The sequence below is a fragment of the Pseudomonas sp. genome, from assembly GCF_049590575.1.
GTDB lineage: Bacteria > Pseudomonadota > Gammaproteobacteria > Pseudomonadales > Pseudomonadaceae > Aquipseudomonas.
In genome coordinates this window covers 1-23,365 of sequence record NZ_JBAWDE010000349.1, presented here as the reverse complement: position 1 = coordinate 23,365, position 23,365 = coordinate 1, and the positions used below count along the sequence as shown (strand labels likewise).

Sequence of the window (23,365 nt, the reverse complement as noted above, 5' to 3'; positions counted from 1 at the left end):
GGCCCAGGCACAACGCCGCCGCCAGGTTGCCGCCGGCGCTGTCGCCGATGACCACCAGACGTTGCAGGTTGATGGCGTACGGCGCCTGCCCTGCCCCGATCGCCTGCCAGACCGCACGACAATCATCAAACGCCGCCGGGAACGGATGCTCCGGCGCCAGCCGGTAGTCGATGGCGATCACCAGTACCTGCAAGGCCGTGGCCAGCTCGAAACAGATGAAGTCATGGGAAGCCAGGCCGCCTACGACCCAGCCGCCGCCGTGCATATAAAGGAGGCACGGCCAGCCCGCCTCCGGCGTCGGGGTTGAGGGCAGGTAACTGCGCACGCCCACGCCACCCAGGGAAAAGTCCGACAGCTGCAGCCCTGAAGGCTGCGGCGGGGTGAACGCCTGGCACATGCGCTCGTAGTTGCGGCGCAGCCCGGCCAGCGATGAGTCGTCGCTGGTGAAGGATTCGGTCTTGGCGACAAAGGCGGCAAGCTGAGGAGAAAGCGGATACATACTCACTACCTCTAACGATGAAGATCCCACTGTGGGAGGGGGCTTGCCGCCGGTTGAGGTGTATCAGGTACTAATAAGTCGCCTGACACCGCGCCATCGGGGGCAAGCCCCCTCCCACATTTGGTCGGCGTCAACTCTCAGGGTTTGAGGCTGGCCTGCACCGCCGCCACGCCATCGCCGCCATCAAATGCAGTAACGCCAGCCAGCCAGCGCTGCAAATCCTCGGGGTGGTCACGCAGCCATTGCTTGGCCACGTCCTGGGGCGATTGACGCTCCATGATCGGCACCATCAGCTGGCTTTCCTGGGCGGCGGTGAACGTCAGGTTGGTGAGCAGGCGATTGGCATTAGGGCAGCGCTCGGCGAAGTCCGGCGCAGTAACGGTGGACACCGTCGCGCGGCCTTCGTCGGGGCCGAACACGTCTTCGCTGCCGGTGAGGTAGGCCATCTTCATGTTGATGTTCATCGGGTGCGGGGTCCAACCGACAAACACCACGAACTCCTTGCGGTTCACTGCACGCTGCACGGCGGCGAGCATGCCCGCTTCGCCGGAGGCCACCAGCTTGAAGCCGCCGAGGCCAAAGCGGTTGCTGTCGATCATCTTCTGGATGTCGGTGTTGGCGCCGCTGCCGGGCTCGATGCCGTAGATTTTGCCGCCAAGCTTGTCTTTGAAGCGGGCGATGTCAGCAAAGGTTTTCAACCCGGCATCGGCCACGTACTGCGGCACGGCCAGGGTGGCCTGGGCGTCGGAGAGGCTGGGCGTGTCGAAGACCTTGACCTGCTTGGCCGCCAGGAACGGCGCGATGTTGTTGTCCATCGCCGGTTTCCAGTAGCCGAGGAAGATGTCCAGACGCATGTCGCGGATACCGGCAAAGATGATCTGCTGCACCGCGCTGGTCTGCTTGCTGTCGTAGCCGAGGCCGTTGAGCAGCACGTCGGCCATGCCCGAGGTGGCGACCACGTCGGTCCAGCTGACCACGCCCATGCGCACGGTTTTGCAGGAGGCCGGCTCGGCAGCCATGACGTGCGCGCTGAGCAGCGCGGCGCCGGTGAGGGTCAACAGGGAACGGTTGAACAGTCTTTTCATGAAAGGGGTCTCACTCGGCAGCTTTATTGTGGGGAGTGGCGTCTGGCGCGCCCTATCCACAACCTTACCCAGCGGGATCTCCGTTAACACGACCTGTGGCGACCGGCAGTTGCACTGGGGCGACTGTGAGGGCCTCATCGGGGGCAAGCCCCCTCCCACATTTCGACCGCATTCTCATGTTGGAACTCGGTCAAGTGTGGGAGCGGGCTTGCTCGCGAAAGCTGTTGCAGCGGCAGCGAAAATTACCGGTAGTGCTGCTGCCCCCAGGCCAACAACCCTTCCAGCAACTGCTTCAACACCACCCGGGTCGGCTCGGCCAAGTCCGCGCGATAGCGGAACGGCTCGAACTCTTCCATGTAGGCGCTCTGGCACAGCTCAAGCTGCACGGCGTGAATGTCCTGCGCCGGGTCGCCGTAATGGCGGGTGATGTGCCCGCCCTTGAAGCGCCCGTTGAGCACATGGGTGTACTGCGGGTGGGCGGCGCAGATGGCCTCAAGCTGGCTGGCCAACTCGGGGTCACAGGCCGCGCCGTTGAAGGTGCCGAGGTTGAAGTCCGGCAGCTTGCCGTCGAACAGGTGCGGGATCACCGAGCGGATCGAGTGCGCATCGAACAACAGCGCGTAGCCGAACTCGGCCTTGAGCCGCGCCAGTTCTTCTTGCAGGGTACGGTGGTACGGGCCCCAGATCTTTTGCAGGTAACTGGCGCGTTCGGTCGCGCTGGGCTCCAGGCCTTCGCGGAACAACGGCACGCCGTCGAACAGGGTCGCCGGGTACAGGCCGGTGGTGGCGCCGGCGTACAGCGGCTTGTCGTCCGATGGCCGGTTCAGGTCGATGACAAACCGCGAATACTCGGCCGACAGGGTGCTGGCGCCCAGTTCCTCGGCAAAGTCATACAGCGCGGGGATGTGCCAGTCGGTGTCCGGCAGGCTTTGGGCCTCGGGAATCAACCCGGCCTCGACCGCAGGCGTCAGGCGCAGACCGGCGTGGGGCATGCTGATCAGCAGCGGCGTGCGGCCTTGTTTGAAGTTCAGAACCTTATCCACAACAACACTCCTCAGACGGTGACGTCGACGCCATGGCGCACGACGCGTTTATCCAGCTCGCCACCCAGCCAGTAGGCCAGGTCGGCGGGGCGATCAATCTGCCAGGCGACAAAATCCGCGACCTTGCCCACTTCCAGCGAGCCATGGGTGTCGCCCATGCCCAGCGCAGTGGCCGCGTGTTGCGTGGCGCCGGCCAGGGCTTCTTCCGGGGTCATGCGGAACAGGGTGCAGGCCATGTTCAGCATCAGGCGCACCGACAACGCCGGCGAGGTGCCGGGGTTGAGGTCGCTGGCGATGGCGATCTTCACGCCGTGTTTGCGCAGGGCGTCCATCGGTGGCAACTGGGTTTCGCGCAGGAAGTAGAACGCGCCCGGCAGTAACACCGCGACCGTGCCGGAGGCGGCCATGGCGATCGCATCTTCTTCGGTCATGAATTCCAGATGGTCAGCCGACAACGCGTGGTAACGCGCGGCGAGGCTGGAGCCATGCAAGGAGGAAAGCTGTTCGGCGTGCAACTTCACCGGCAGGCCGAGTTGCTGGGCGACTTTAAACACACGCTCCACCTGTTCGGTGGAGAACGCCAGGTACTCGCAAAACGCATCCACCGCATCCACCAGCCCTTCCGCCGCCAGGGCCGGTAGCATCTCGTTGCAGATGTGATCGATGTAAGCGTCGGCGCGGTCCTTGTACTCCGGCGGCAACGCGTGGGCCGCCAGGCAGGTAGCGCGCACGCTCACCGGCAGCGCTTCGCCAAGGCGACGGATCACGCGCAGCAATTTGCGCTCGCTGGCCAGGTCCAGGCCGTAGCCGGATTTGATCTCCACCGTGGTCACGCCGTCACGCAGCAGGCTGCGCAGGCGCTTGTGGGCGCTGTCGAACAATTCATCTTCCGTGGCGGCGCGGGTGGCGCGCACGGTGCTGGCAATACCGCCACCCTGGGCGGCGATTTCGGCGTAGCTCACGCCTTCGAGGCGCTGCTCGAATTCGCCGCTGCGATTGCCACCAAACACCGTGTGGGTGTGGCAGTCGATCAGCCCGGGGGTTACCCACGCGCCTTGCAGGTCATGCACCTGGGCGTAATCCGCCGTCGGCACCTGGCTGCGGGGGCCGATCCACTCGATGAGCGAACCCGCGGTGACCATGGCGGCATCCTCGATGATCGAGTATTTGCCCTGGGCCATGGTTGCGACGTGGCAGTGCTGCCAAAGCGTTTTCATCAACGCCTCCCTAAGTTATCGATGAGACAAAGCCGCGTCGTGGTGGACCTTGGCCGCTTGCCCGGCAGCGGGCTTGACCCACAGCAGGTAGGCGACGACCAGCAGCACGATCCACACGGCGCCGACCAGCAAGGCCGCCTGGGTGTCCGGGAAGTAACCGAGCACGCCAAACACGAACAGCATGAAGACGATGGCCGCCGCCGGCGCATACGGCCAGAACGGCACGGGAAATTTCAGCGCGGCGACCTGATCCTTGGTCATCGAGCGGCGCATGGCGACCTGGGTAAACAGGATCATCAGCCACACCCACACGGTGGCAAAGGTGGCAATCGAGGCGATCAGCAGGAACACGTTTTCCGGGATCAGGTAATTGAGCACCACGCCGCCGAGCAGCGCCGCGCCCATCACCACCACGGTCATCCACGGCACGCCCTGCTTGGACAGCTGCGCAAACCCCTTGGGCGCCTGCCCTTGCTGGGCCAGGCCATACATCATGCGACCCGCGCCAAAGATGTCGCTGTTGATCGCCGAGACCGCCGCCGAGATCACCACGATATTGAGGACGGTCGCCGCCGAGCCGATGCCCAGGTTGCTGAAGATTTGCACAAACGGGCTGCCCTGGCTGCCGATCTGCGGCCACGGGTAGATGGCCATCAGCACAAACAGGGTCAGCACGTAGAACAACAGGATGCGCAGCGGCACCGCGTTGATCGCCTTGGGGATCACCCGCTGCGGGTCCTTGGCTTCACCGGCGGTGATGCCGATGATTTCGATGCCGCCAAACGCGAACATCACCACCGCGAACGAGGCGACCAAACCGCCGATGCCGTTGGGCATGAAGCCGCCGTGGGCCCACAGGTTGCTGATACCGCTGGCCTGGGTCTCGCCGGCCGAGTGAATGCCAAACAACATGATGCCGAAGCCGCCAAGGATCATTGCGACAATGGCGCCGACCTTGAGCAGCGACAGCCAGAACTCCATCTCGCCAAACACTTTGACGTTGCACAGGTTCAGGCCGCCGATCAAAAACACGATGCCGAGCACCCAGACCCAACGGGCGACGTCGGGAAACCAGAAGCCCATGTAGATGCCGAAGGCGGTGACGTCCGCCAGGCAGACGATGATCATTTCAAACGCGTAGGTCCAGCCGAGGATAAACCCGGCCATGGGGCCCAGGTAGGTGCTGGCGTACTGGCCAAACGAGCCGGCCACCGGGTTGTGCACAGCCATTTCACCGAGGGCGCGCATTACCATGAACACCGCGGCGCCGCCGATCAGGTAGGCCAGCAGCACGGCGGGGCCGGCCATCTGGATGGCCGAGGCGGAGCCGTAGAACAGCCCGGTGCCGATCGCGGAACCGAGTGCCATGAAGCGAATATGTCGGGCGCTGAGCCCGCGTTTCAAACCCTTGTCTTGCTGGTGCATTTCTCGTCCTTAATTATTTTTATCCTGAGAAAATCTGAATCTGCAGAAGATCAAATGTGGGAGCTGGCTTGCCTGCGATGGCGGTGTATCAGTCACACATGTTTCAACTGACAGATAGCTATCGCAGGCAAGCCAGCTCCCACAAGGGGCCGGTGTCGCGCTTAAAGACTCGGCAGCAACTTGGCCGGCACCAGCTCATTAAGGCAGCGGCTGGCGAGCAGCTCGCTGGCGGCGTTGATGTCCGGGGCGAAGAAGCGGTCCTTGTCGTAGAACGCCACTTTATCGCGCAGGATGCCACGGGCTTGTTCCAGCTTCGGCGAGGTCTTGAGGCCTTCACGCAGGTCCAGGCCCTGGCACGCCGCCAGCCATTCGACGGCCAGAACGCCACGGGTGTTCTCGGCCATTTCCCACAGGCGCTTGCCGGCAGCCGGGGCCATCGACACATGGTCTTCCTGGTTGGCCGAGGTCGGCAGGCTGTCGACGCTGTGCGGATGCGCCAGCGCCTTGTTCTCGCTGGCGAGCGCAGCCGCCGTCACCTGGGCGATCATGAAACCGGAGTTTACCCCGCCATTGCCCACCAGGAACGGCGGCAATTGCGACATGTGCTTGTCCATCATCAACGAGATGCGGCGCTCACTCAGGGAGCCGATTTCAGCGATGGCCAGCGCCATGTTATCGGCAGCCATGGCCACCGGTTCGGCGTGGAAGTTGCCACCGGAGATCACGTCGCCTTCGGCTGCAAACACCAGCGGGTTATCCGACACGGCGTTGGCTTCCACCACCAGCACTTCAGCCGCCTGGCGGAACTGGGTCAGGCAGGCGCCCATGACTTGAGGCTGGCAGCGCAGGGAGTATGGGTCCTGGACCTTGTCGCAGTTCTGGTGCGACTGCGAGACCTGGCTGCTTTCGCCCAGCAGGTCACGGTAGGCCGCCGCCGCATCGATCTGCCCACGCTGGCCGCGCGCCGCATGAATACGTGCGTCGAACGGCGAGCGCGAGCCCAGTACGGCTTCCACCGTCAGCGCGCCGCAGGCCAGGGCGCCGGCGAACAAATCTTCGCCCTCGAACAGGCCGCGCAGGGCATACGCGGTGGACACCTGGGTGCCATTGAGCAGCGCCAGGCCTTCTTTGGCGGCGAGGGTCAGCGGCGTCAGGCCGGCGACTTTCAGCGCTTCGGTGGCTTCCAGCCATTCGCCCTTGTAGCGCGCCTTGCCTTCGCCGAGCAGCACCAGCGACATATGCGCCAAGGGCGCCAAGTCGCCGGAAGCACCGACCGAGCCTTTGAGCGGAATGTGCGGGTAGACCTCGGCATTGATCAGCGCGATCAGCGCGTCGATCACCTGGCGGCGGATCCCGGAGAACCCACGGCTCAGGCTGTTGACCTTGAGCACCATGACCAGCCGCACCAGCGCATCGCTGATCGGCTCACCGACGCCGGCGGCGTGGGACAGCACCAGGGAACGCTGGAGGTTTTCCAGGTCTTCGCTGGCGATGCGGGTCGAGGCCAGCAGGCCGAAACCGGTGTTGATGCCGTAGGCGGTGCGGTTCTCGGCGAGAATCTGCTCCACACAGGCCACACTGGCTTCGATCTGGGCCGAGGCACCGTCATCCAGACTGAGGGTTACCGGCTGCTGGTAGATGGCCCGCAGTTGGGCAAGGCTCAGTTGGCCTGGAATCAGATTTAGCGCAGTCACATTCATGCTCCTTTGAATTGTTCTTTTGAATACTTCTGTTGAATAAGTGCTCAGTGCAAATTGGGTAATATCTGGTGCAGCAAGGCGGTGTCCTTGAGCAGTGCGGCGGCGCTCGCGATGTCCGGCGCCAGCCAGCGGTCCTGCTCATAGGCCGGGACCACTTCACGCAACAGGCGCCAGGCGCTGTCGGTGCCTGCGCCGAAGCGCTGGTCCTTGAGAAACTCGAAGGCCTGGGCCGCCAGCAGGTACTCGATGGCGAGAATCTGGGTGACGTTGGCCAACAGCTGGTGCAGCTTGAGCGCGGCATTGGTGCCCATGCTCAGGTGGTCTTCCTGCAGGCCCGAGGTGACGAAATTGTCGAGCACCGCCGGTTGCGCCAATTGGCGGTTTTGCCCACACAGCGAGGCGGCGACGTACTGCACGATCATCATCCCCGAGTTGACCCCGGGGTTGCTCACCAGGAACGCGGGCAAGCCGCTGACGTGCGGGTTGATCAGGCGGTCGAGGCGGCGCTCGGCCACCGAGCCGATTTCGGCCATGGCGATGGCGAGCATATCGGCCGCCAGCGCCACGGACTGCCCGTGCGGGTTGGCCTGGGACACCACGCGGTAGTTGTCCGGGCTGCCGAGTACCAGCGGGTTGTCGGTAGCGCTGTTGAGTTCGGTCTCGATCTGGCGCGTCGCATGTTCCACCTGGTCGCGCGCCGCGCCGTGGATCTGCGGGATCGAGCGGATGCTCAGCGCATCCTGGGTGCGGATGCCTTTGCTGCTGGCGATCACTTCACTGCCATCGAGCAAGGCGCGCAGGTTGGTACCCACGTGCTGCATGCCGGGGTGCGGCTTGAGGGCGATGATCGCTTCGTCGAAGGCGTCGATCTGGCCACGCTGGGCCTCGAAACTCATGGCGCCGATCACGTCGGCCCACTGCAGCAAATGGTGCGCATCGGCCAGGGCCAGGCAGCTCAGGCCGGTCATGCACGGCGTGCCGTTGACCAGGCACAGGCCGTCCTTGGCGCCGAGTACCACCGGCTGTAAACCTTCTGCGCTCAGGGCCTGTTGTGCGGGCACGATCTGGCCACGGTAGCTCACGCTGCCGACACCCAGCAGGGCCACGCCGACGTGGGCCATGTGGGTCAGATAACCCACCGACCCCTGGGACGGCACCTGCGGGGTAATGCCGTGGTTGAGCAGCGCCAGCAGCGAATGCACCACCTGCGGGTGCAGGCCGGATTTGCCGTGGCTGTAGTTGATGATTGCGGCGCAGATGATCGCGCGGGTCTGCTCGTCGCTGAGCACCGGGCCGACACCACAGGCGTGGCTGAGCAGCGTGTTGCGCGACAGCTGGCTGAGTTGCTCGCCCTTGAGCGACACATTGCACAGCGCGCCCAGGCCGGTGTTCACGCCATAGGCGCGTTCGCCGCTGGTGACGATGCGCTGCACGATGGCCTGGGCATTGTCGATGCGCGCCCAGGCCTGGCCCGAGAGTTCGAGCACGGCGCCGTGACGGGCGACGGCGACCACGTCCTGCCAGCGCAATGGCGTGTCGGCGATGGTGATTTTTGTTGCCTGGGGCATCTTCATACCTTCTGTAATTTTTGTGCAGCCTTGTCGGCCCTATCGGGGGCAAGCCCCCTCCCCCACTTTGAACGGTTAACACTTTCGAAGGTGGGAGGGGGCTTGCCCCCGATGGCGCCCGTCAAACCACCGCAGCGCGACGCTGAACAAACCGGTCCACATACTCATCCGCCGGCGAATGCAGGATCTCGCGCGGCGTGCCGACCTGGATCAGCTTGCCGTCCTTGAGGATCGCAATGCGGTTGCCGATGCGCACGGCCTCGTCGAGGTCGTGGGTGATGAACACGATGGTTTTGTGCAGGGTCTTTTGCAGCTCGAGCAACTGGTCCTGCATCTCGGCGCGGATCAGCGGGTCGAGGGCGCTGAACGCTTCGTCCATCAGGATGATGTCGGTGTCGGCCGCCAAGGCACGCGCCAGGCCGACGCGCTGGCGCATGCCGCCGGAAAGCTGGTGCGGGTATTTGTTTTCGTAGCCCTTGAGGCCCACGGTTTCGATCCAGTGCAGCGCGCGTTCGGCGCAGACCTGCTTGGTTTCGCCACGCACTTTCAGGCCGTAGGCGACGTTGTCGAGCACGCTCTTGTGGGGCAACAGGCCGAAGCTCTGGAACACCATGCTGATCTTGTGCCGACGGAATTGGCGCAGGGCTTCCATGTCGAGTTTGAGGATGTCTTCGCCGTCCACCAGGATCGCGCCGCTGGTGGGGTCGATCAGGCGGTTGAAGTGGCGCACCAGGGTGGATTTGCCGGAACCCGACAGGCCCATGATCACGAAGATCTCGCCGGTGCCGATGCTCAGGGACAGGTCGTTCACGCCAACCACGCAGCCGGTCTCGGCCAGTACCTGGTCCTTGGTCTTGCCCTGGCTAACCATCGCCAAGGCTTCCTTGGAGCGGTTGCCGAAGATCTTGAAGACGTTTTTAACTTCGATTTTGCTGACAGTAGTCATTTGCTCGCCTCATGCCGTGGACGACCATAGGCCTGGGTAATGCGGTCGATGACCACTGCGAGAATCACAATCGCCAGCCCGGCTTCGAGGCCACGGCCAACGTTGAGGGTCTGGATGCCGACGAGCACGTCTTCACCCAAGCCACGGGCGCCGATCATCGAGGCGATCACCACCATCGACAGCGCCATCATGGTGGTCTGGTTGATCCCGGCCATGATGCTCGGCAACGCCAGCGGCAATTGCACGCCGAACAGTTGCTGCCAGCGGTTGGCACCAAAGGCGTTGATCGCTTCCATGACTTCGCCGTCAACCTGGCGAATGCCCAGGTCGGTCAGGCGGATCAGCGGCGGCGCGGCGTAGATCACCGTGGCGAAAATCGCCGGGACCTTGCCCAGGCCGAACAGCATCAACACCGGGATCAGGTACACGAAACTCGGCATGGTCTGCATGATGTCGAGCAGCGGCATCAGCACCGAGCGCAGGCGATTGCTGCGCGCCGAGAGGATGCCCAGCGGAATGCCGATCAGCACCGAGATCACCGTGGCGACCATCATCAGTGCCAGGGTCTGCATCAGCTTGTCCCACAGGCCAACCGCGCCCACCAGGAACAGCAGCCCGACGATCACCGCCGTGGTCACCACCTTGCGGGTGGCGTGCCAGGCAACAGCGCCGACAATCGCCAGCATCAGCCACCAGGGCGCCGCACGCAGCAACCCTTCCAGGTTGACGATGGCCCACAGCAGGGTGTCGGAGATGTGCCGGAACACATCACCGTAGTTGGTGACCAGTGAGTCCACCCAACCGTTGACCCAGTCGGCGATGGAAAACGTAAAACTCTCAGGAAACATAGCGTGCTCTCGATCCAGTGGGTTGTGGCCGGGTGTGCGGCCCGCCCCTCAGGGTAGCCGCACACGCTTGACCTACAAGGCCGCGTCGATTTTCTTGGCGGCGTCGTCGCTCACCCAGGCGTGCCAGACTTCAGGATGTTCCTTGAGGAAAATTTTCGCCAGTTTTGGCGATTCAATTCGCTCCTTGGCCATGCGACCCAGATTCTGGTTCAGCAGGTCGATCGGCAGGTTGACCTTTTCCAGCACCGCGACGAGTTCAGGCGCTTGCTCGTGGAAGGTCTTGGACAGACCGACCTTGATGCTCACGCTTTTATCCACGCCAGGCTTTTCTTCGAGCTTGACCAGATCGACCTGGCCCATCAGCGGCGTCGGCGACCAGTAGTAGAACAGGATCGGCTCGCCACGCTTGTAGCTCGACAGCACCGCCGCATCCAACGCCGGGCCGGTGCCTGGGCGGAAGTTGGTGTAGGTGCTTTCCAGGCCGTAGCTCTTGAGCATCTCGCTGTTGTCCAGCTCACAGGTCCAGCCGGCCGGGCAGTTGTAGAAACGGCCCTTGGACGGTTCTTCCTGGTCCTTGAACACCGAGGCGTACTTGGCCAGGTCGGCGATGTTTTTCAGGTCCGGCGCCTTGGGCTCGAGCTTGCGCTTGGCGTCGCCTTCGATCACGTAGCGCGGCACGTACCAGCCTTCGACAGCACCGACCACCGGGGCACCGACGCCGACGACCTTGCCGGCCTTCTCGGCCTTGTTCCAGACCTCGCTGCGGCCGACCCATTCTTCGGCGAACACTTGAATGTCGTTGCTGCTCAGGGCGTTTTCCATGGTGATGGAGTTGCCCGGCAGGCTGTCGGTTTTGCAGTCGTAGCCTTTTTCCAGCACGGTTTGCAGGATGTCGGTCAGCAACATGCCGCTTTCCCAGTTCAGGCCGGCGAATTTCACCGGTTTGCCGGATTCGCACCAACCAGCCGCCTGAGCGCCGGCTGAGGCCAGCAAACCTGCAGAGAGCAAAGTGGCCAGCAGGGTCTTATGCATTTTCATTGTTGTGACGCTCCCAATCTTGAAATGGATTACGGCAGTCAGTAGGCATCCTGCCCTGTCCACGTCCCATCAGGCTTGTGCAGCCAGCCCGTTTGTTGTTGGTGTAGCGCCCTGCTCTACCGGCAGGATCAGGTGATCGGGCACCGTGCCGTGCCATTTTTTTGCGCACACGTAGTACAGCGCGGCGGGCAGCACCAGGCCGATAATCCAGGAAATATCCACATCACCCAGCGCAGCCACCAGGGGGCCGGTGTAGAACTTGGTGGAGATGAACGGCAACTGCACCAGCACGCCAAACACGTACACGCTGATACCCAGCAGGTTCCAGCGCCCGTAGCGGCCGTTCGGGTCGGCCAGCGCCGGCACGTCATAGCGCTCGCGGGTGATGCAGTAGTAGTCGATCAGGTTGATCGCGCTCCAGGGCGTGAAAAACGCCAGCAGGAACAGGATGAACGACTTGAATGCACCGAGGAACGAGTGCTGGCCGAGCAACGCGATCAGGGTCGCCGTGCCGACGATCGCCAGCACGAACATCAGACGCTGCACACGCGTGACCTCCAGGCGACCACGGAAGCCGCTGATGATGGTCGCGATGCACATGAAGCTGCCGTAGGAGTTGAGCGTGGAGATGGTGACCTTGCCGAACGCGATGCTGAAGTACAGCAGCGTAGCGGTGGCACCTGTGCCGCTCAAGCCCACGATGTAGGCCACTTCATGCCCGGCGAATTGCCCGTTGGACATGGCCGCGGCAAACACGCCGAGGACCATCGCCACCTGCGCACCCACCACCGAACCCGCGCCCGCCGCGAAAAAGGTTTTCACCGATGACGTCGCGCTCGGCAGGTAGCGTGAATAGTCCGCCACGTAAGGGCCGAAGGCGATCTGCCAGGAGGCCGCGAGCGACACCGCCAGCAGGAAACTGCTCCAGCTGAAGTGGCGGATTTGCAGCAGCGCACCGACGTCGGTCTGGCCTATCAGGCGGCTGAACAGGTACACAAAGGCAATCACCCCGATGACGCTGGCGACGCGGCCGATGAAGTGGATCACGCGGTAACCCAACACCGTGACCAGCACAATGACGCTGGCGAAGATCAAAATCCCGACGCTGTCGCTGACCCCAAACAACTGGCCCAGCGCCTGCCCGGACAGCACGGTGCCGGTCGCGGTGAAACCCAGGTACATCAAACACACCAGTACGATCGGAATCGCCGCGCCATACACGCCGAACTGCACCCGGCTGGAGATCATCTGCGGCAGGCCCAGCTTGGGCCCTTGCGCCGCGTGCAACGCCATGACGCCGCCGCCGATCAGCTGACCGATAAACAGACCGATCAACGACCAGAACACATCACCGCCCAGCACCACGGCCAAGGCCCCGGTGACAATCGCGGTGATTTGCAGGTTGGCACCCATCCACAGGGTGAACTGGCTAAACAGACGACCGTGTCTTTCCGCTTCCGGGATGTAGTCGATCGAACGCCTTTCGATCAACGGGGTGGTGTCGTTTGCAGCCATGTGTATTCAACCTCTGGTGGATTGTTTTCAGGTTCACAGCAGATCACATTGGTTATTTGATCATCGGCAGATTGAGGCCCTGCTCTTTGGCGCAGTCGATCGCGATCTGGTAACCGGCGTCCGCATGGCGCATCACCCCGGTGGCCGGGTCGTTGTGCAGCACGCGGGCAATCCGCTCGGCCGCTTCGTCGGTGCCGTCGCAGACGATGACCATGCCGGAGTGCTGGGAGAAGCCCATGCCCACCCCGCCGCCGTGGTGCAGCGAAACCCAGGTCGCGCCGCTCGCGGTGTTGAGCAGGGCGTTGAGCAGTGGCCAGTCGGACACGGCGTCAGAACCATCCTGCATGGCTTCGGTTTCGCGGTTGGGGCTGGCGACCGAGCCGGAATCGAGGTGGTCACGGCCGATCACCACCGGTGCCGACAGCTCGCCGCTGCGTACCATTTCGTTGAACGCCAGGCCGAGCTTGGCGCGCTGGCCCAGGCCGACCCAGCAGATACGCGCCGGCAGGCCCTGGAAGCTGATGCGCTCGCGGGCCATGTCCAGCCAGTTGTGCAGGTGAGCGTCGTCGGGGATCAGCGCTTTGACTTTGGCGTCGGTCTTGTAGATGTCCTGTGGGTCGCCGGACAGCGCAGCCCAGCGGAAAGGGCCGATGCCACGGCAGAACAGCGGGCGGATGTAGGCCGGTACGAAGCCTGGGAAAGCGAACGCGTCTTCCACGCCTTCTTCTTGGGCCATCTGGCGGATGTTGTTGCCGTAGTCGAAGGTCGGGATGCCTTGTTTCTGGAACGCGAGCATGGCTTTGACGTGCACGGCCATCGACTGCTTGGCGGCCTTGATCACGGCAGCCGGTTCGGTCTTGGCGCGGGCGCGGTATTCGTCCCAGGTCCAGCCGGCCGGCAGGTAGCCGTTGAGCGGGTCGTGGGCGCTGGTCTGGTCGGTGACCATGTCCGGGCGTACGCCGCGCTTGACCAGTTCCGGCAGGATTTCCGCCGCGTTACCCAGCAGGGCGATGGAGATGGCCTTGCCTTCCTGGGTGTACTTGGCGATGCGCGCCAGGGCGTCGTCGAGGTCGGTGGCTTGCTCGTCGACATAGCGGCTGCTCAAACGGAAATCGATGCTGACCTGTTGGCACTCGATGTTCAGCGAGCACGCGCCGGCCAGGGTGGCGGCCAGCGGCTGCGCGCCGCCCATGCCGCCGAGACCGGCGGTGAGGACCCAGCGGCCTTTGAGATTTGAATCGTAGTGTTGGCGACCGGCTTCGACGAAGGTTTCGTAAGTGCCCTGGACGATGCCCTGGCTGCCGATGTAGATCCAGCTGCCGGCGGTCATCTGGCCGTACATGGCCAGGCCCTTGGCATCCAGTTCGTTGAAGTGTTCCCAGCTGGCCCAGTGCGGCACCAGGTTGGAGTTGGCGATCAGCACGCGCGGTGCGTTGCTGTGGGTCTTGAACACGCCGACCGGTTTGCCCGATTGCACCAGCAGGGTTTCGTCGTCATTCAGGTGGGTGAGGCTCTCGACGATCTGGTCGTAGCACTCCCAGTTGCGCGCCGCACGGCCAATGCCGCCGTACACCACCAGCTCTTTGGGGTTTTCGGCCACTTGCGGGTCGAGGTTGTTCATCAGCATGCGCAAGGGCGCTTCAGTCAACCAGCTTTTGGCGGTGAGCGTGTTACCGCGAGCGGCACGGATTTCAACGTCACGGTACTTGGTAGGCTTAGCTTTCGAAAAATCGGTCACTGCTGGACTCCTCGGCATGATGCGCGAACATTGATGGTGCGAAGGAGAGTCTTACGCACACATCTTTACTTGTATGTACAAGCATATGCAATCGGGCGGCCAACTTTATGGAGGGCGTGTTGAGAATTTTTCTGGAGGTGTGCGCAGGCCTTGGAAATTGAGGCTTGGAGGCCTGATGAAATTTCTGTGGGGGGGGTGTTTTGAAGCGAGGGAGGTTTGTCACGACAGCCCGGCTTTGCGCCACGCTGGGGCATTCGGTAACAATTTGGTGCGGGGGTTGGAAACAGATCGCAACAACAGCGGGAAACAAATGTGGGAAGGGGCTTGCCGCCTCCCACATTTTTTAACCGCGCTGGGTCAGTTCGATAATGCAGCAGCGGCCGGTAACCGAGAGGTCCAGCAGGTCGGTGTTACCGTCCACTTGCAGGCAGTCGTGATGGCCCAGTACATGGTCCAGCACCTTCACTTCATCCGCCACGCTGAACACCAGCACCGTCTGCGCCGTGGTGAAAAACCGCTGCACACCATCCATCCACTGCAACCGCGCGTGGTAACGCTCGGGCGAGTAGATCAGGTTGAAGTCGCGAATCGGCCCGGTGATCAAACGGCACGACACCTGGCTGTCACCCTTGAACGCAAACGGCTGCAGCGGTAACAGCCCGCGCTGCTCCTCGCCATCCACGGTCAGGACCATGCCCGCGCCCTTGATCACCGTGATCACGCGCTGGTAGCCGGCAAAGGTGGAAAACCCGCCCGACTCGGCAATATCGGCAATCGACAGGCGCCAGCCAAAACCATCCAGGCCAGTACCCGCGTCACGCGTAATTTCTTCGGTGCTGCCGCCGCCGTTTTTCCACGGCATGCGCACGTAATCGGCGGCGCGCCAGACTTTCACTTCACTCATTTACTGAAACGTCCTTCCAGGCTATGACGGGAACCGGGGTGGATCAAACGCGCGGCAGTCACCGGCTGGCGACCCGACCAGGTGCGTCGGCGAATCAACAGGCACGGCTCGCTCGGCTCGATCTGCAGCAGCTTGCACTCTTGGGCATCGGCGAGGATCGCTTCGACCACATGCTCACCTTCGGTCAGCGGCGCGACCTGGTTCAGGTAGGCATACGGCGTTTGCTGGGTGAAATCCTGCTGCAAGTAGTCCGGCGCCACCAGCGCGTTGACGAAACGGTCTTCGATTTGCACGGGAATGTCGTTTTCGAAGTGCACGATCAGCGAGTGGAACACCCGGCCGCCTTCGCGCATTTCCAGGGCGACGGCACGCTCGGAGCCTGCGGCCTCTTCGCACAAGTGGATGACCTGGCAGGTATGCCGATGACCGCGGGAGGCGATCTCATCGGCAATGTTGTGCACTTCAAACAGCGCCGACTGGCTTTTCGGCTCGGCGACAAACGTACCGACGCCCTGCATGCGCACCAGCAGACCTTCGGCGGTGAGCTCGCGCAGGGCGCGGTTGATGGTCATGCGGCTGAAACCCAGCTGGCTCACCAGCTCGCTCTCGGACGGCACGCGGTAATGCGGCGGCCAGTTGCCGTTGAGAATCTGCTGGCTGATCATCTGTTTGACGCGGGCATACAAGGGCGCCGGACTTTCGTCCATGTGGGCAGCCAGCGAAGACTTGGCAGGCGGAGTCGGCACAGGGAATCCTTGCAGGGAGAAAAGATGCATAGATTGCCGGAGTTTACCGAGCAGGCAAACGTCTGTATATGTATATACAAATAAACACACGACCGGGGTGCCTTGATCATGTCCGCTTTCTTTGCCGAACGCGCGCTGCTGCCTAATGGATGGGCCAACGATGTACGCTTTGAAGTCAGCGCCGATGGCCTGCTGACCCACGTTGAGCCCAACGCCAGTGCAGACGCCGCCGAGCGGCTGAGAGGCCCGGTGTTGGCGGGTATGCCCAACCTGCACTCCCATGCATTTCAGCGCGCCATGGCGGGTCTGGCGGAAGTGGCCGGCAACCCGAATGACAGTTTCTGGACCTGGCGCGACCTGATGTACCGCATGGTCGGCCAGATCAACCCGGACCAATTGCAGGTCATCGCGCGCCAGCTGTATATCGAAATGCTCAAGGCCGGTTACACCTCGGTCGCCGAATTTCACTATGTGCACCATGACGTCAGCGGCCAGCCGTATGCCGACCGTACGGAGCTGTCGCGGCAGATCAGCCAGGCGGCCGCCAGCAGCGGCATCGGCCTGACCCTGGTGCCGGTGCTCTACACTCACGCAGGCTTTGGGGGCCAGGCGCCGAATGAGGGCCAGCGGCGGTTTATCAACAGCACTGAGCATTACCTGGACCTGCAGGCGCGCCTGAAACCGATCCTGGCCGCTCAACCCGCGCAGCAACTGGGCTTGTGCTTTCACTCCCTGCGCGCCGTTACGCCGCAACAAATCACTGAAGTGCTGGCAGCCAGCGACAAGGCGTGCCCGGTACACATCCACATCGCCGAACAGCAAAAAGAAGTCGACGACTGCCTGGCCTGGAGCGGCAAGCGCCCCCTGCAATGGCTGTATGACAATGTTGAGGTAGACGAGCGCTGGTGCCTGGTGCACGCCACCCACGCCGACGCGGATGAAGTGACACGTATGGCCAAGAGCCGCGCGATTGCCGGGCTGTGCCTGACCACCGAAGCCAACCTGGGCGACGGGATTTTCCCGGCGGTGGATTTTCTGGCCCAAGGCGGGCGCATGGGCATCGGCTCCGACAGCCATGTGTCGTTGAGCGTGGTGGAAGAATTGCGTTGGCTGGAATACGGCCAGCGCCTGCGCGATCAACGGCGTAACCGCTTGTATCGCAACGATCAGCCAATGGTCGGCCGCACGCTGTTCGATGCGGCGTTGGATGGCGGCGCCCAGGCGTTGGGCCAGCCGATTGGTCAATTGGAAGTGGGTAAACGCGCGGATTGGTTGGTGCTGGACGGCAACGATCCCTACTTGGCGACGGCGAACGAAGACGCCATTCTCAATCGCTGGCTGTTCGCCGGCGGTGACCGGCAAGTGCGCGATGTACTGGTCAACGGCAAGTGGGTGGTGCGTGACGGGCATCATGCCGGCGAGGAAGAAAGCAGCCGGGCATTCACGCAGGTCTTGAAGGATTTGCTGGGCTAACAGGCGACACATAACACCTGTGGGAGGGGGCAAGCCCCCCCCCCCCACATTTTGATCGGCGGTGATCCAGGATTACTGCGAGGTCTTCGCCATCTGCTTGTCCGACGTACGCCAGATCAAACGCGTGGTGTCGTACCCTTGCTGGCGCGCCCTGCTCAGCAGGTCTTCGCGGGTGTCGGCATTCACCGTCGGCGTACGCGACAAAATCCACATGTAGCGCCGGCTCGGGCTGCCTACGAGGGCGGTCTTGTAGTCATCGCTGACATACAGCACCCAGTAATCGCCCTTGGCGACGCCTGGCAGCAATGCGGTAAACCAGTTGTTGAATTCCACCCAGAGCTTGTCGGTCTTGCCCGGCACTTGCGGCGTGGCCGTGCCCTTGGCTTCTTCCCACTTCCACTCGGTCGTCAGGCAGCGGTTGAACACCGACATGTCGCCATCGGGCAGCAGGGTGTAGCGGGCTTCGGACTGCGCGCAGTTGCGCTGGAAGTACATGGGCAATCGAGCCAACTCATACCAGGTGCCCTGGTAACGCTTGAGGTTGACGTTGCTGGCTGTCTTGGGTTGCAGATCATCGCCAGAATGGCTGGCGCAGCCTGCCAAAAACAGGCTGGCACAAAGGCACAAAACAAAACGCATCATTCTTCTTCTCCCGCAGGCTTTCGCCCCGGTTTACTTCAGGCCTTGCCCGGAAAACATCAGAACTTTGTCACCGGCATATTGAACGCTGATAAAGCTGTTTTTATCGCCCCAGGTGCAGCTGGACATGCCCAGTGCGCCGGAACAATCGGTCGGCTGACCCAGAAGCTGCTCCACCTCAGCCTTGGCCATGCCAGCCGACAGCTTTGCGTAGTTTTCTTGAGTGACCTTGCTGCATGCGGCCAACAGCACGCAAAAAGCCAGCAGGGCGAGACGGCGTAACGACATGGAAAAACTCCTGGAGGGGCCAAGCAGCTTGGGTATCTGCCAGAAGCTTAGAAGGGAAAAGAGGTGTCTGGTTCCCGACGAACGAAAACAAAAAAGCCCCGAAAACGCTGAAACGTTTCGGGGCTTCTTTAAGGGTGAAGCGGCTCACAACACAGCGGATAACTTATCGCCGAGGGTTACTTCTTGTGGTAGGCCGTTACACGCTCGACTTCTTCCTTGGAACCCAGGAATACGGCCACACGCTGGTGCAGGCCTTCGGGCTGGATATCGAGGATACGCTGGTGGCCATCGGTGGATGCGCCGCCCGCTTGCTCAACCAGGAACGACATCGGGTTGGCTTCGTACATCAAACGCAGCTTGCCCGGCTTGGACGGCTCGCGGCTGTCACGTGGGTACATGAACAAACCGCCACGGGTCAGGATGCGGTGCACGTCGGCAACCATCGCAGCCACCCAGCGCATGTTGAAGTTTTTCTTCAACGGGCCTTCCTCGCCTGCCATCAACTCGCCGACGTAGCGCGTGACCGGCTCTTCCCAGTGGCGCTGGTTGGACATGTTGATTGCAAATTCCTGGGTGGACGCAGGAATGGTGATGTCTTCGTGGGTGAGCACGAAGCTGCCCATTTCGCGGTCCAGGGTGAAGCCTTTGACGCCATCGCCCAGGGTCAGCACCAGCATGGTCTGCGGGCCGTAGATCGCGTAACCGGCGGCAACCTGCTCGGTGCCTGGCTGCAGGAAGGCCTTTTCGTTCAGGGCTTCGTTCTGGCTCAGGTATTCGTTCGGGCAACGCAGTACCGAGAAGATGGTGCCGACCGGTGCGTTGATGTCGATGTTGGACGAACCGTCCAGTGGGTCAAACACCAGCAGGTAAGCGCCCTTCGGGTATTTGCCCGGGATCTGGTAGGCATTGTCCATTTCTTCGGACGCCATGCCGGCCAGGTGACCACCCCATTCGTTGGCTTCGAGCAGGATCTCGTTGGAGATCACGTCGAGTTTCTTCTGCACTTCGCCCTGCACGTTCTCAGTGCCCATGCTGCCCAGGACACCACCCAGTGCGCCTTTGGAGACGGCGTGGCTGATTTCCTTGCAAGCACGCGCCACCACTTCGATAAGGAAGCGCAGATCGGCAGGCGTGTTGTTGCTGCGGGTCTGCTCAATCAAATAGCGACTCAAGGTAACGCGGGACATGGAAGGCTCCGATGAATGGGGGGGGGCTAAAAACCCGCGCAGTTTAACGCGAGTCGGGGCGTATTTCCTCCTATCAGAGGATTTAAACCCAATAGAGTTCATGGACTTTATTTAACGTGCCACCGGCGGCTTGCGCAGCAAACGGTAGGCCCAGGCTGCCAGCGCTGCCACGCCCGGCTGGAGCACGGCCAACAGGCCAAATCATTTCCAGTCGGCGCCGGTTTCCGGCACTGCGGCGACGGCAGGCGATTTGAGCGCTGTTTCCCCGGCCAAGGTCACTGGTGTGGCCGGGGAGCTCGCACATTTTTGGATCAGCGCTGTTTAGTCCAGCGCTTTCCAAATCTCCGTCGCGTACTCACGGATCGTCCGGTCCGAACTGAACCAGCCCATCCGCGCGGTGTTGAGCACCGCCGAACGCCACCACGCCTTGGAGTCATGCCAATGCGCTTCGACCCGCGCCTGGGCGTCCCAGTAGGAGTCGAAGTCGGCACACACCAGGAACCGGTCGTAATCGATCAGCCCGTCGATCAGCCCTACATAACGGCCCGGGTCATCCGGCGAGAACACCCCGCCGCGAATCGCCTGCAGCACATCGTTCAGACGATGCGACGCCGCAATATCCGGCCCGGCATTAAATTCACCGGCGTGCTTGCGGGCTTCCACCTGTTGCGCGCTGAGGCCGAAGATAAACATGTGATCGGCGCCGACGCGCTCGTGCATTTCCACGTTGGCGCCGTCCATGGTGCCGATGGTCAGCGCGCCGTTGAGGCCGAACTTCATGTTACTGGTGCCCGACGCCTCGAAGCCGGCGGTGGAGATCTGCTCCGACAAGTCCGCCGCTGGAATGATGCTTTCGGCCAGGCTGACGTTGTAGTTGGGCAGGAACACCACCTTGAGCAAACCACGCACGGTCGGGTCGTTGTTCACCGTGCGGGCAATGTCGTTGGTGAGCTTGATGATCAGCTTGGCCTGGTGATAACTGGCCGCCGCCTTGCCCGCGAAGATTTTCACGCGCGGCACCCAGTCGGTGCCCGGCTCGGCACGGATCGCCTGGTACAGCGCCACGGTATGCAGCAGGTTCAGCAGCTGGCGCTTGTACTCGTGGATGCGCTTGACCTGCACGTCGAACATCGCCGCAGGGTTGATCGCAACCCCTAACCGCTCGTGAATGATGTCGGCCAATGCGCGCTTGCTGTGTAGCCGCTGCTCGGCAAACGCCTTGCGAAAGGTCTGTTTTTCGGCAAACGGTTCAAGCTCCACCAGACGCTCTTCGGGCTTGTCGAGAATGTCCGGGCCCAGCGCTTCCACCAGCATCGAGGTGAGCTTGGGGTTGGCCTGGTACAGCCAGCGGCGGAAGGTGATGCCGTTGGTTTTGTTGTTGATGCGTTCCGGGTAAAGCTTGTGCAGTTCGCTGAACACCGTGTTACGCATCAGCTGCGTGTGCAAGCCCGACACGCCGTTGACGCTGTGCGAACCGAGGAAAGCCAGGTTACCCATGCGCACACGGCGGCCGTTGTCCTCTTCGATCAGCGACACGGCACGCAGTACGTCGAAATCGTGAACACCCTTGGCGCGCAGCGAGTCGATGTGCTGGGCGTTGATCAGGTAGATGATCTGCATGTGCCGCGGCAGCATGCGTTCCATCAGGCCCACCGGCCAGGTTTCCAGGGCTTCGGGCAGCAGGGTGTGGTTGGTGTACGACAAGGTTTCGACGGTGACGTCCCACGCGGCTTCCCACGGGATGTCATGCAGGTCAACCAATTGGCGCATCAACTCGGCCACGGCGATGGACGGGTGGGTGTCGTTGAGCTGGATGGCGGCGTGCTCGCCCAGGCTGAGTACCGAGCCGTGCATGTTCTTGTGGCGACGCAGCAAATCCTGCAGGGAAGCAGACACGAAGAAGTATTCCTGGCGCAGGCGCAGCTCTTGCCCTGCTTCGGTGCTGTCGGCCGGGTAGAGTACGCGTGAGATGCTCTCGGCGCGGGCCACTTCGGCGACGGCGCCCAAGTGGTCACCGGCGTTGAAGCGCTCCAGGTGCAGGTCTTCGACCGCACGGGCACGCCACAGGCGCAGGGTGTTCACACTAGCGCCGCGCCAGCCGACCACGGGGGTGTCGTAGGCAACGGCGCGTACGGTTTCGTTGGGCGACCACACTTGGATCAGCTTGCCGGAAGCGTCCGGCAAGGTTTCGACGCTGCCGCCAAAGCCGATCGGGTAAATGACTTCGGCGCGCTCGAATTCCCACGGGTTGCCGAAATCCAGCCAGCGTTCGGTCTGCTCTTGCTGCCAGCCATCGACAATCGCCTGGCGGAACAAACCGTGCTCATAGCGGATGCCGTAACCGTGGCCGGCAATGCCCAAGGTCGACATGCTTTCCATAAAGCACGCCGCCAGGCGGCCCAGGCCACCGTTTCCGAGCGCCGCGTCGGGCTCCAGCAGGCGGATGCGCTCGAGGTCGACGCCCAGCTCGCTCAGCGCTTCGCGGGCAATCTCCAGCACCCCGAGGTTGCTCAGGCTGTCGTAGAGCAAGCGGCCGATCAGGAACTCCAGGGAAAGGTAGTAAACCCGTTTCTGGCCTTTGCGGTAGATCCGCCGCGTATGGTCCATCCAGTGGTCGACCATCTGGTCGCGCGCGGCCAGGGCAATGGCTTCGAACCAGTCATGGTCGAAGGCGTGATCCGGGTCCTTGCCCACCGCGTAGGTGAGTTTGGTCAAGACGGCATCGCGGAATGCGGCTACCTCTGCTTCTCGTGCAAGTGGTTCCTGAGACATCAATTGCGACCTCGGGCGAGATAGAAGGAGTTGCTAGAGCCTAGACGGTCTGACAGACGGTAGACGCTCTGGTTCGGCAGTTTTTTAACTCATTCACCTTTGCATGAATTAGATGCAGGGGTCGTGCCCGATCAGCCACTTGCCAGGCCTTTGAGCTGAAACCTGCAAAATGTTGTTCAAAAAACCACCAATCCCGGTATGATCGCGCGCCCTGATACCGCCTCACCCTGGAACCTTGATGAAGCCTCAACTGATCGCCGCCGCGGAACTCGACCGTCTCGAGACCTGGCAGAAATATTCCGCCCACATGTGCGGCGGCTGCGTGTCCAGCTGCTGCACGCTGCCGGTCGAAGTGAAGATCAAGGACCTGATCCGCATTGGCATCGTCGATGAGTTCGAGCGCGGCGACCCGCCGAAGAACATCGCCAAGCGTTTGCAGAAGGAAGGCATTGTCGAGCGCTACAACAACAAATCCGAAATTTTTACCTTGCAGCGCATGAGCAACAACGACTGCCTGTACCTGGATCGTAAGACGCGCTTCTGCACTATTTATGACAAGCGCCCGGATACCTGTCGCAATCACCCGAAGATCGGCCCGCGGCCTGGGTATTGCGCGTACAAGCCGAAAGAAGTGGTGCGCGAGACCAACTTCAAGACCCTCGATAAGTTCTGATCCGATTTTTGTGCGGCCCTTGAGGGCCCAATCGGGGGCAAGCCCCCTCCCACCTTTGATC

Annotated in this window: 20 protein-coding genes; 2 read left to right on the top strand and 18 right to left on the bottom strand. The window is 62.3% G+C overall.

The window, feature by feature from the left end:
* The 14 genes from WBR57_RS24015 to hutC all read right to left on the bottom strand — a co-directional run.
* Window positions 1–499, bottom strand: a 499-nt coding sequence (locus tag WBR57_RS24015) for an alpha/beta hydrolase fold domain-containing protein (protein WP_424087277.1), incomplete at its 3' end; no start/stop codon positions are given.
* A gap of 137 nt (window positions 500–636) precedes the next feature.
* Window positions 637–1,584, bottom strand: a complete 948-nt coding sequence (locus tag WBR57_RS24010; RefSeq protein ID WP_424087275.1) for a choline ABC transporter substrate-binding protein — start codon at window positions 1,582–1,584, stop codon at window positions 637–639.
* Between the two features lie 242 nt (window positions 1,585–1,826).
* A complete protein-coding gene (hutG, locus tag WBR57_RS24005) occupies window positions 1,827–2,627 on the bottom strand; it encodes an N-formylglutamate deformylase (RefSeq protein ID WP_424087273.1) in 801 nt (266 codons plus the stop codon).
* An 11-nt stretch (window positions 2,628–2,638) separates the two neighbouring features.
* A complete protein-coding gene (hutI, locus tag WBR57_RS24000) occupies window positions 2,639–3,844 on the bottom strand; it encodes an imidazolonepropionase (RefSeq protein ID WP_424087271.1) in 1,206 nt (401 codons plus the stop codon).
* A 15-nt stretch (window positions 3,845–3,859) separates the two neighbouring features.
* Window positions 3,860–5,269 (bottom strand): amino acid permease, encoded by a 1,410-nt coding sequence (locus WBR57_RS23995; protein ID WP_424087269.1) that lies wholly within the window; start codon window positions 5,267–5,269, stop codon window positions 3,860–3,862.
* 161 nt (window positions 5,270–5,430) lie between these two features.
* Complete coding sequence (gene hutH, locus WBR57_RS23990; RefSeq protein WP_424087268.1) at window positions 5,431–6,969, bottom strand: histidine ammonia-lyase; 1,539 nt, start codon at window positions 6,967–6,969, stop codon at window positions 5,431–5,433.
* A gap of 44 nt (window positions 6,970–7,013) precedes the next feature.
* Entirely contained in the window at window positions 7,014–8,537 is a 1,524-nt protein-coding gene (hutH, locus tag WBR57_RS23985; protein ID WP_424087267.1) for a histidine ammonia-lyase, read from the bottom strand.
* Between the two features lie 121 nt (window positions 8,538–8,658).
* Window positions 8,659–9,483, bottom strand: a complete 825-nt coding sequence (locus tag WBR57_RS23980; protein ID WP_424087265.1) for a quaternary amine ABC transporter ATP-binding protein — start codon at window positions 9,481–9,483, stop codon at window positions 8,659–8,661.
* A complete protein-coding gene (locus tag WBR57_RS23975) occupies window positions 9,480–10,331 on the bottom strand; it encodes an ABC transporter permease (RefSeq protein WP_012721776.1) in 852 nt (283 codons plus the stop codon). Before WBR57_RS23975 ends, WBR57_RS23980 begins: the two co-directional genes overlap by 4 nt.
* A gap of 72 nt (window positions 10,332–10,403) precedes the next feature.
* Window positions 10,404–11,369, bottom strand: a complete 966-nt coding sequence (locus tag WBR57_RS23970; RefSeq protein ID WP_424087262.1) for an ABC transporter substrate-binding protein — start codon at window positions 11,367–11,369, stop codon at window positions 10,404–10,406.
* A gap of 69 nt (window positions 11,370–11,438) precedes the next feature.
* Window positions 11,439–12,884 (bottom strand): purine-cytosine permease family protein, encoded by a 1,446-nt coding sequence (locus tag WBR57_RS23965; protein WP_424087260.1) that lies wholly within the window; start codon window positions 12,882–12,884, stop codon window positions 11,439–11,441.
* A 52-nt stretch (window positions 12,885–12,936) separates the two neighbouring features.
* Window positions 12,937–14,640, bottom strand: coding sequence for a urocanate hydratase (hutU, locus tag WBR57_RS23960; protein ID WP_424087258.1), 1,704 nt, complete (start codon window positions 14,638–14,640; stop codon window positions 12,937–12,939).
* Window positions 14,641–14,965: 325 nt separating this feature from the next.
* Entirely contained in the window at window positions 14,966–15,526 is a 561-nt protein-coding gene (locus WBR57_RS23955; RefSeq protein WP_424087256.1) for a HutD family protein, read from the bottom strand.
* Window positions 15,523–16,233: a histidine utilization repressor gene (gene hutC / locus WBR57_RS23950; RefSeq protein WP_232109295.1), complete on the bottom strand. Its 711-nt coding sequence runs from the start codon at window positions 16,231–16,233 to the stop codon at window positions 15,523–15,525. The genes WBR57_RS23955 and hutC overlap by 4 nt, the downstream gene beginning before the upstream one ends.
* 147 nt (window positions 16,234–16,380) lie before the next feature.
* On the opposite strand from hutC, the gene WBR57_RS23945 reads away from it, so the two are divergent.
* Window positions 16,381–17,745: a formimidoylglutamate deiminase gene (locus WBR57_RS23945; protein WP_424087254.1), complete on the top strand. Its 1,365-nt coding sequence runs from the start codon at window positions 16,381–16,383 to the stop codon at window positions 17,743–17,745.
* Window positions 17,746–17,817: 72 nt separating this feature from the next.
* On the opposite strand, the gene WBR57_RS23940 is transcribed toward WBR57_RS23945, so the two are convergent.
* The 4 genes from WBR57_RS23940 to WBR57_RS23925 all read right to left on the bottom strand — a co-directional run bounded on the left by WBR57_RS23940 (window position 17,818) and on the right by WBR57_RS23925 (window position 22,631).
* Window positions 17,818–18,387, bottom strand: coding sequence for a lipocalin family protein (locus WBR57_RS23940; RefSeq protein ID WP_424087252.1), 570 nt, complete (start codon window positions 18,385–18,387; stop codon window positions 17,818–17,820).
* Window positions 18,388–18,417: 30 nt separating this feature from the next.
* The gene (locus WBR57_RS23935) at window positions 18,418–18,672 is read right to left on the bottom strand and encodes a hypothetical protein (protein WP_424087250.1); all 255 of its coding nucleotides are present in this window, start codon (window positions 18,670–18,672) and stop codon (window positions 18,418–18,420) included.
* A 176-nt stretch (window positions 18,673–18,848) separates the two neighbouring features.
* Window positions 18,849–19,859 (bottom strand): class 1 fructose-bisphosphatase, encoded by a 1,011-nt coding sequence (locus WBR57_RS23930; RefSeq protein ID WP_003237460.1) that lies wholly within the window; start codon window positions 19,857–19,859, stop codon window positions 18,849–18,851.
* 321 nt (window positions 19,860–20,180) lie between these two features.
* Window positions 20,181–22,631 carry a glycogen/starch/alpha-glucan phosphorylase gene (locus WBR57_RS23925; protein WP_424087247.1) on the bottom strand — a complete coding sequence of 817 codons (2,451 nt, stop codon included), beginning with the start codon at window positions 22,629–22,631 and terminating at the stop codon, window positions 20,181–20,183.
* Between the two features lie 238 nt (window positions 22,632–22,869).
* Between WBR57_RS23925 and WBR57_RS23920 the strand changes: the two genes are divergently transcribed.
* Window positions 22,870–23,304: a YkgJ family cysteine cluster protein gene (locus WBR57_RS23920; protein ID WP_003187815.1), complete on the top strand. Its 435-nt coding sequence runs from the start codon at window positions 22,870–22,872 to the stop codon at window positions 23,302–23,304.
* The last annotated feature ends 61 nt before the right edge of the window (window positions 23,305–23,365 follow it).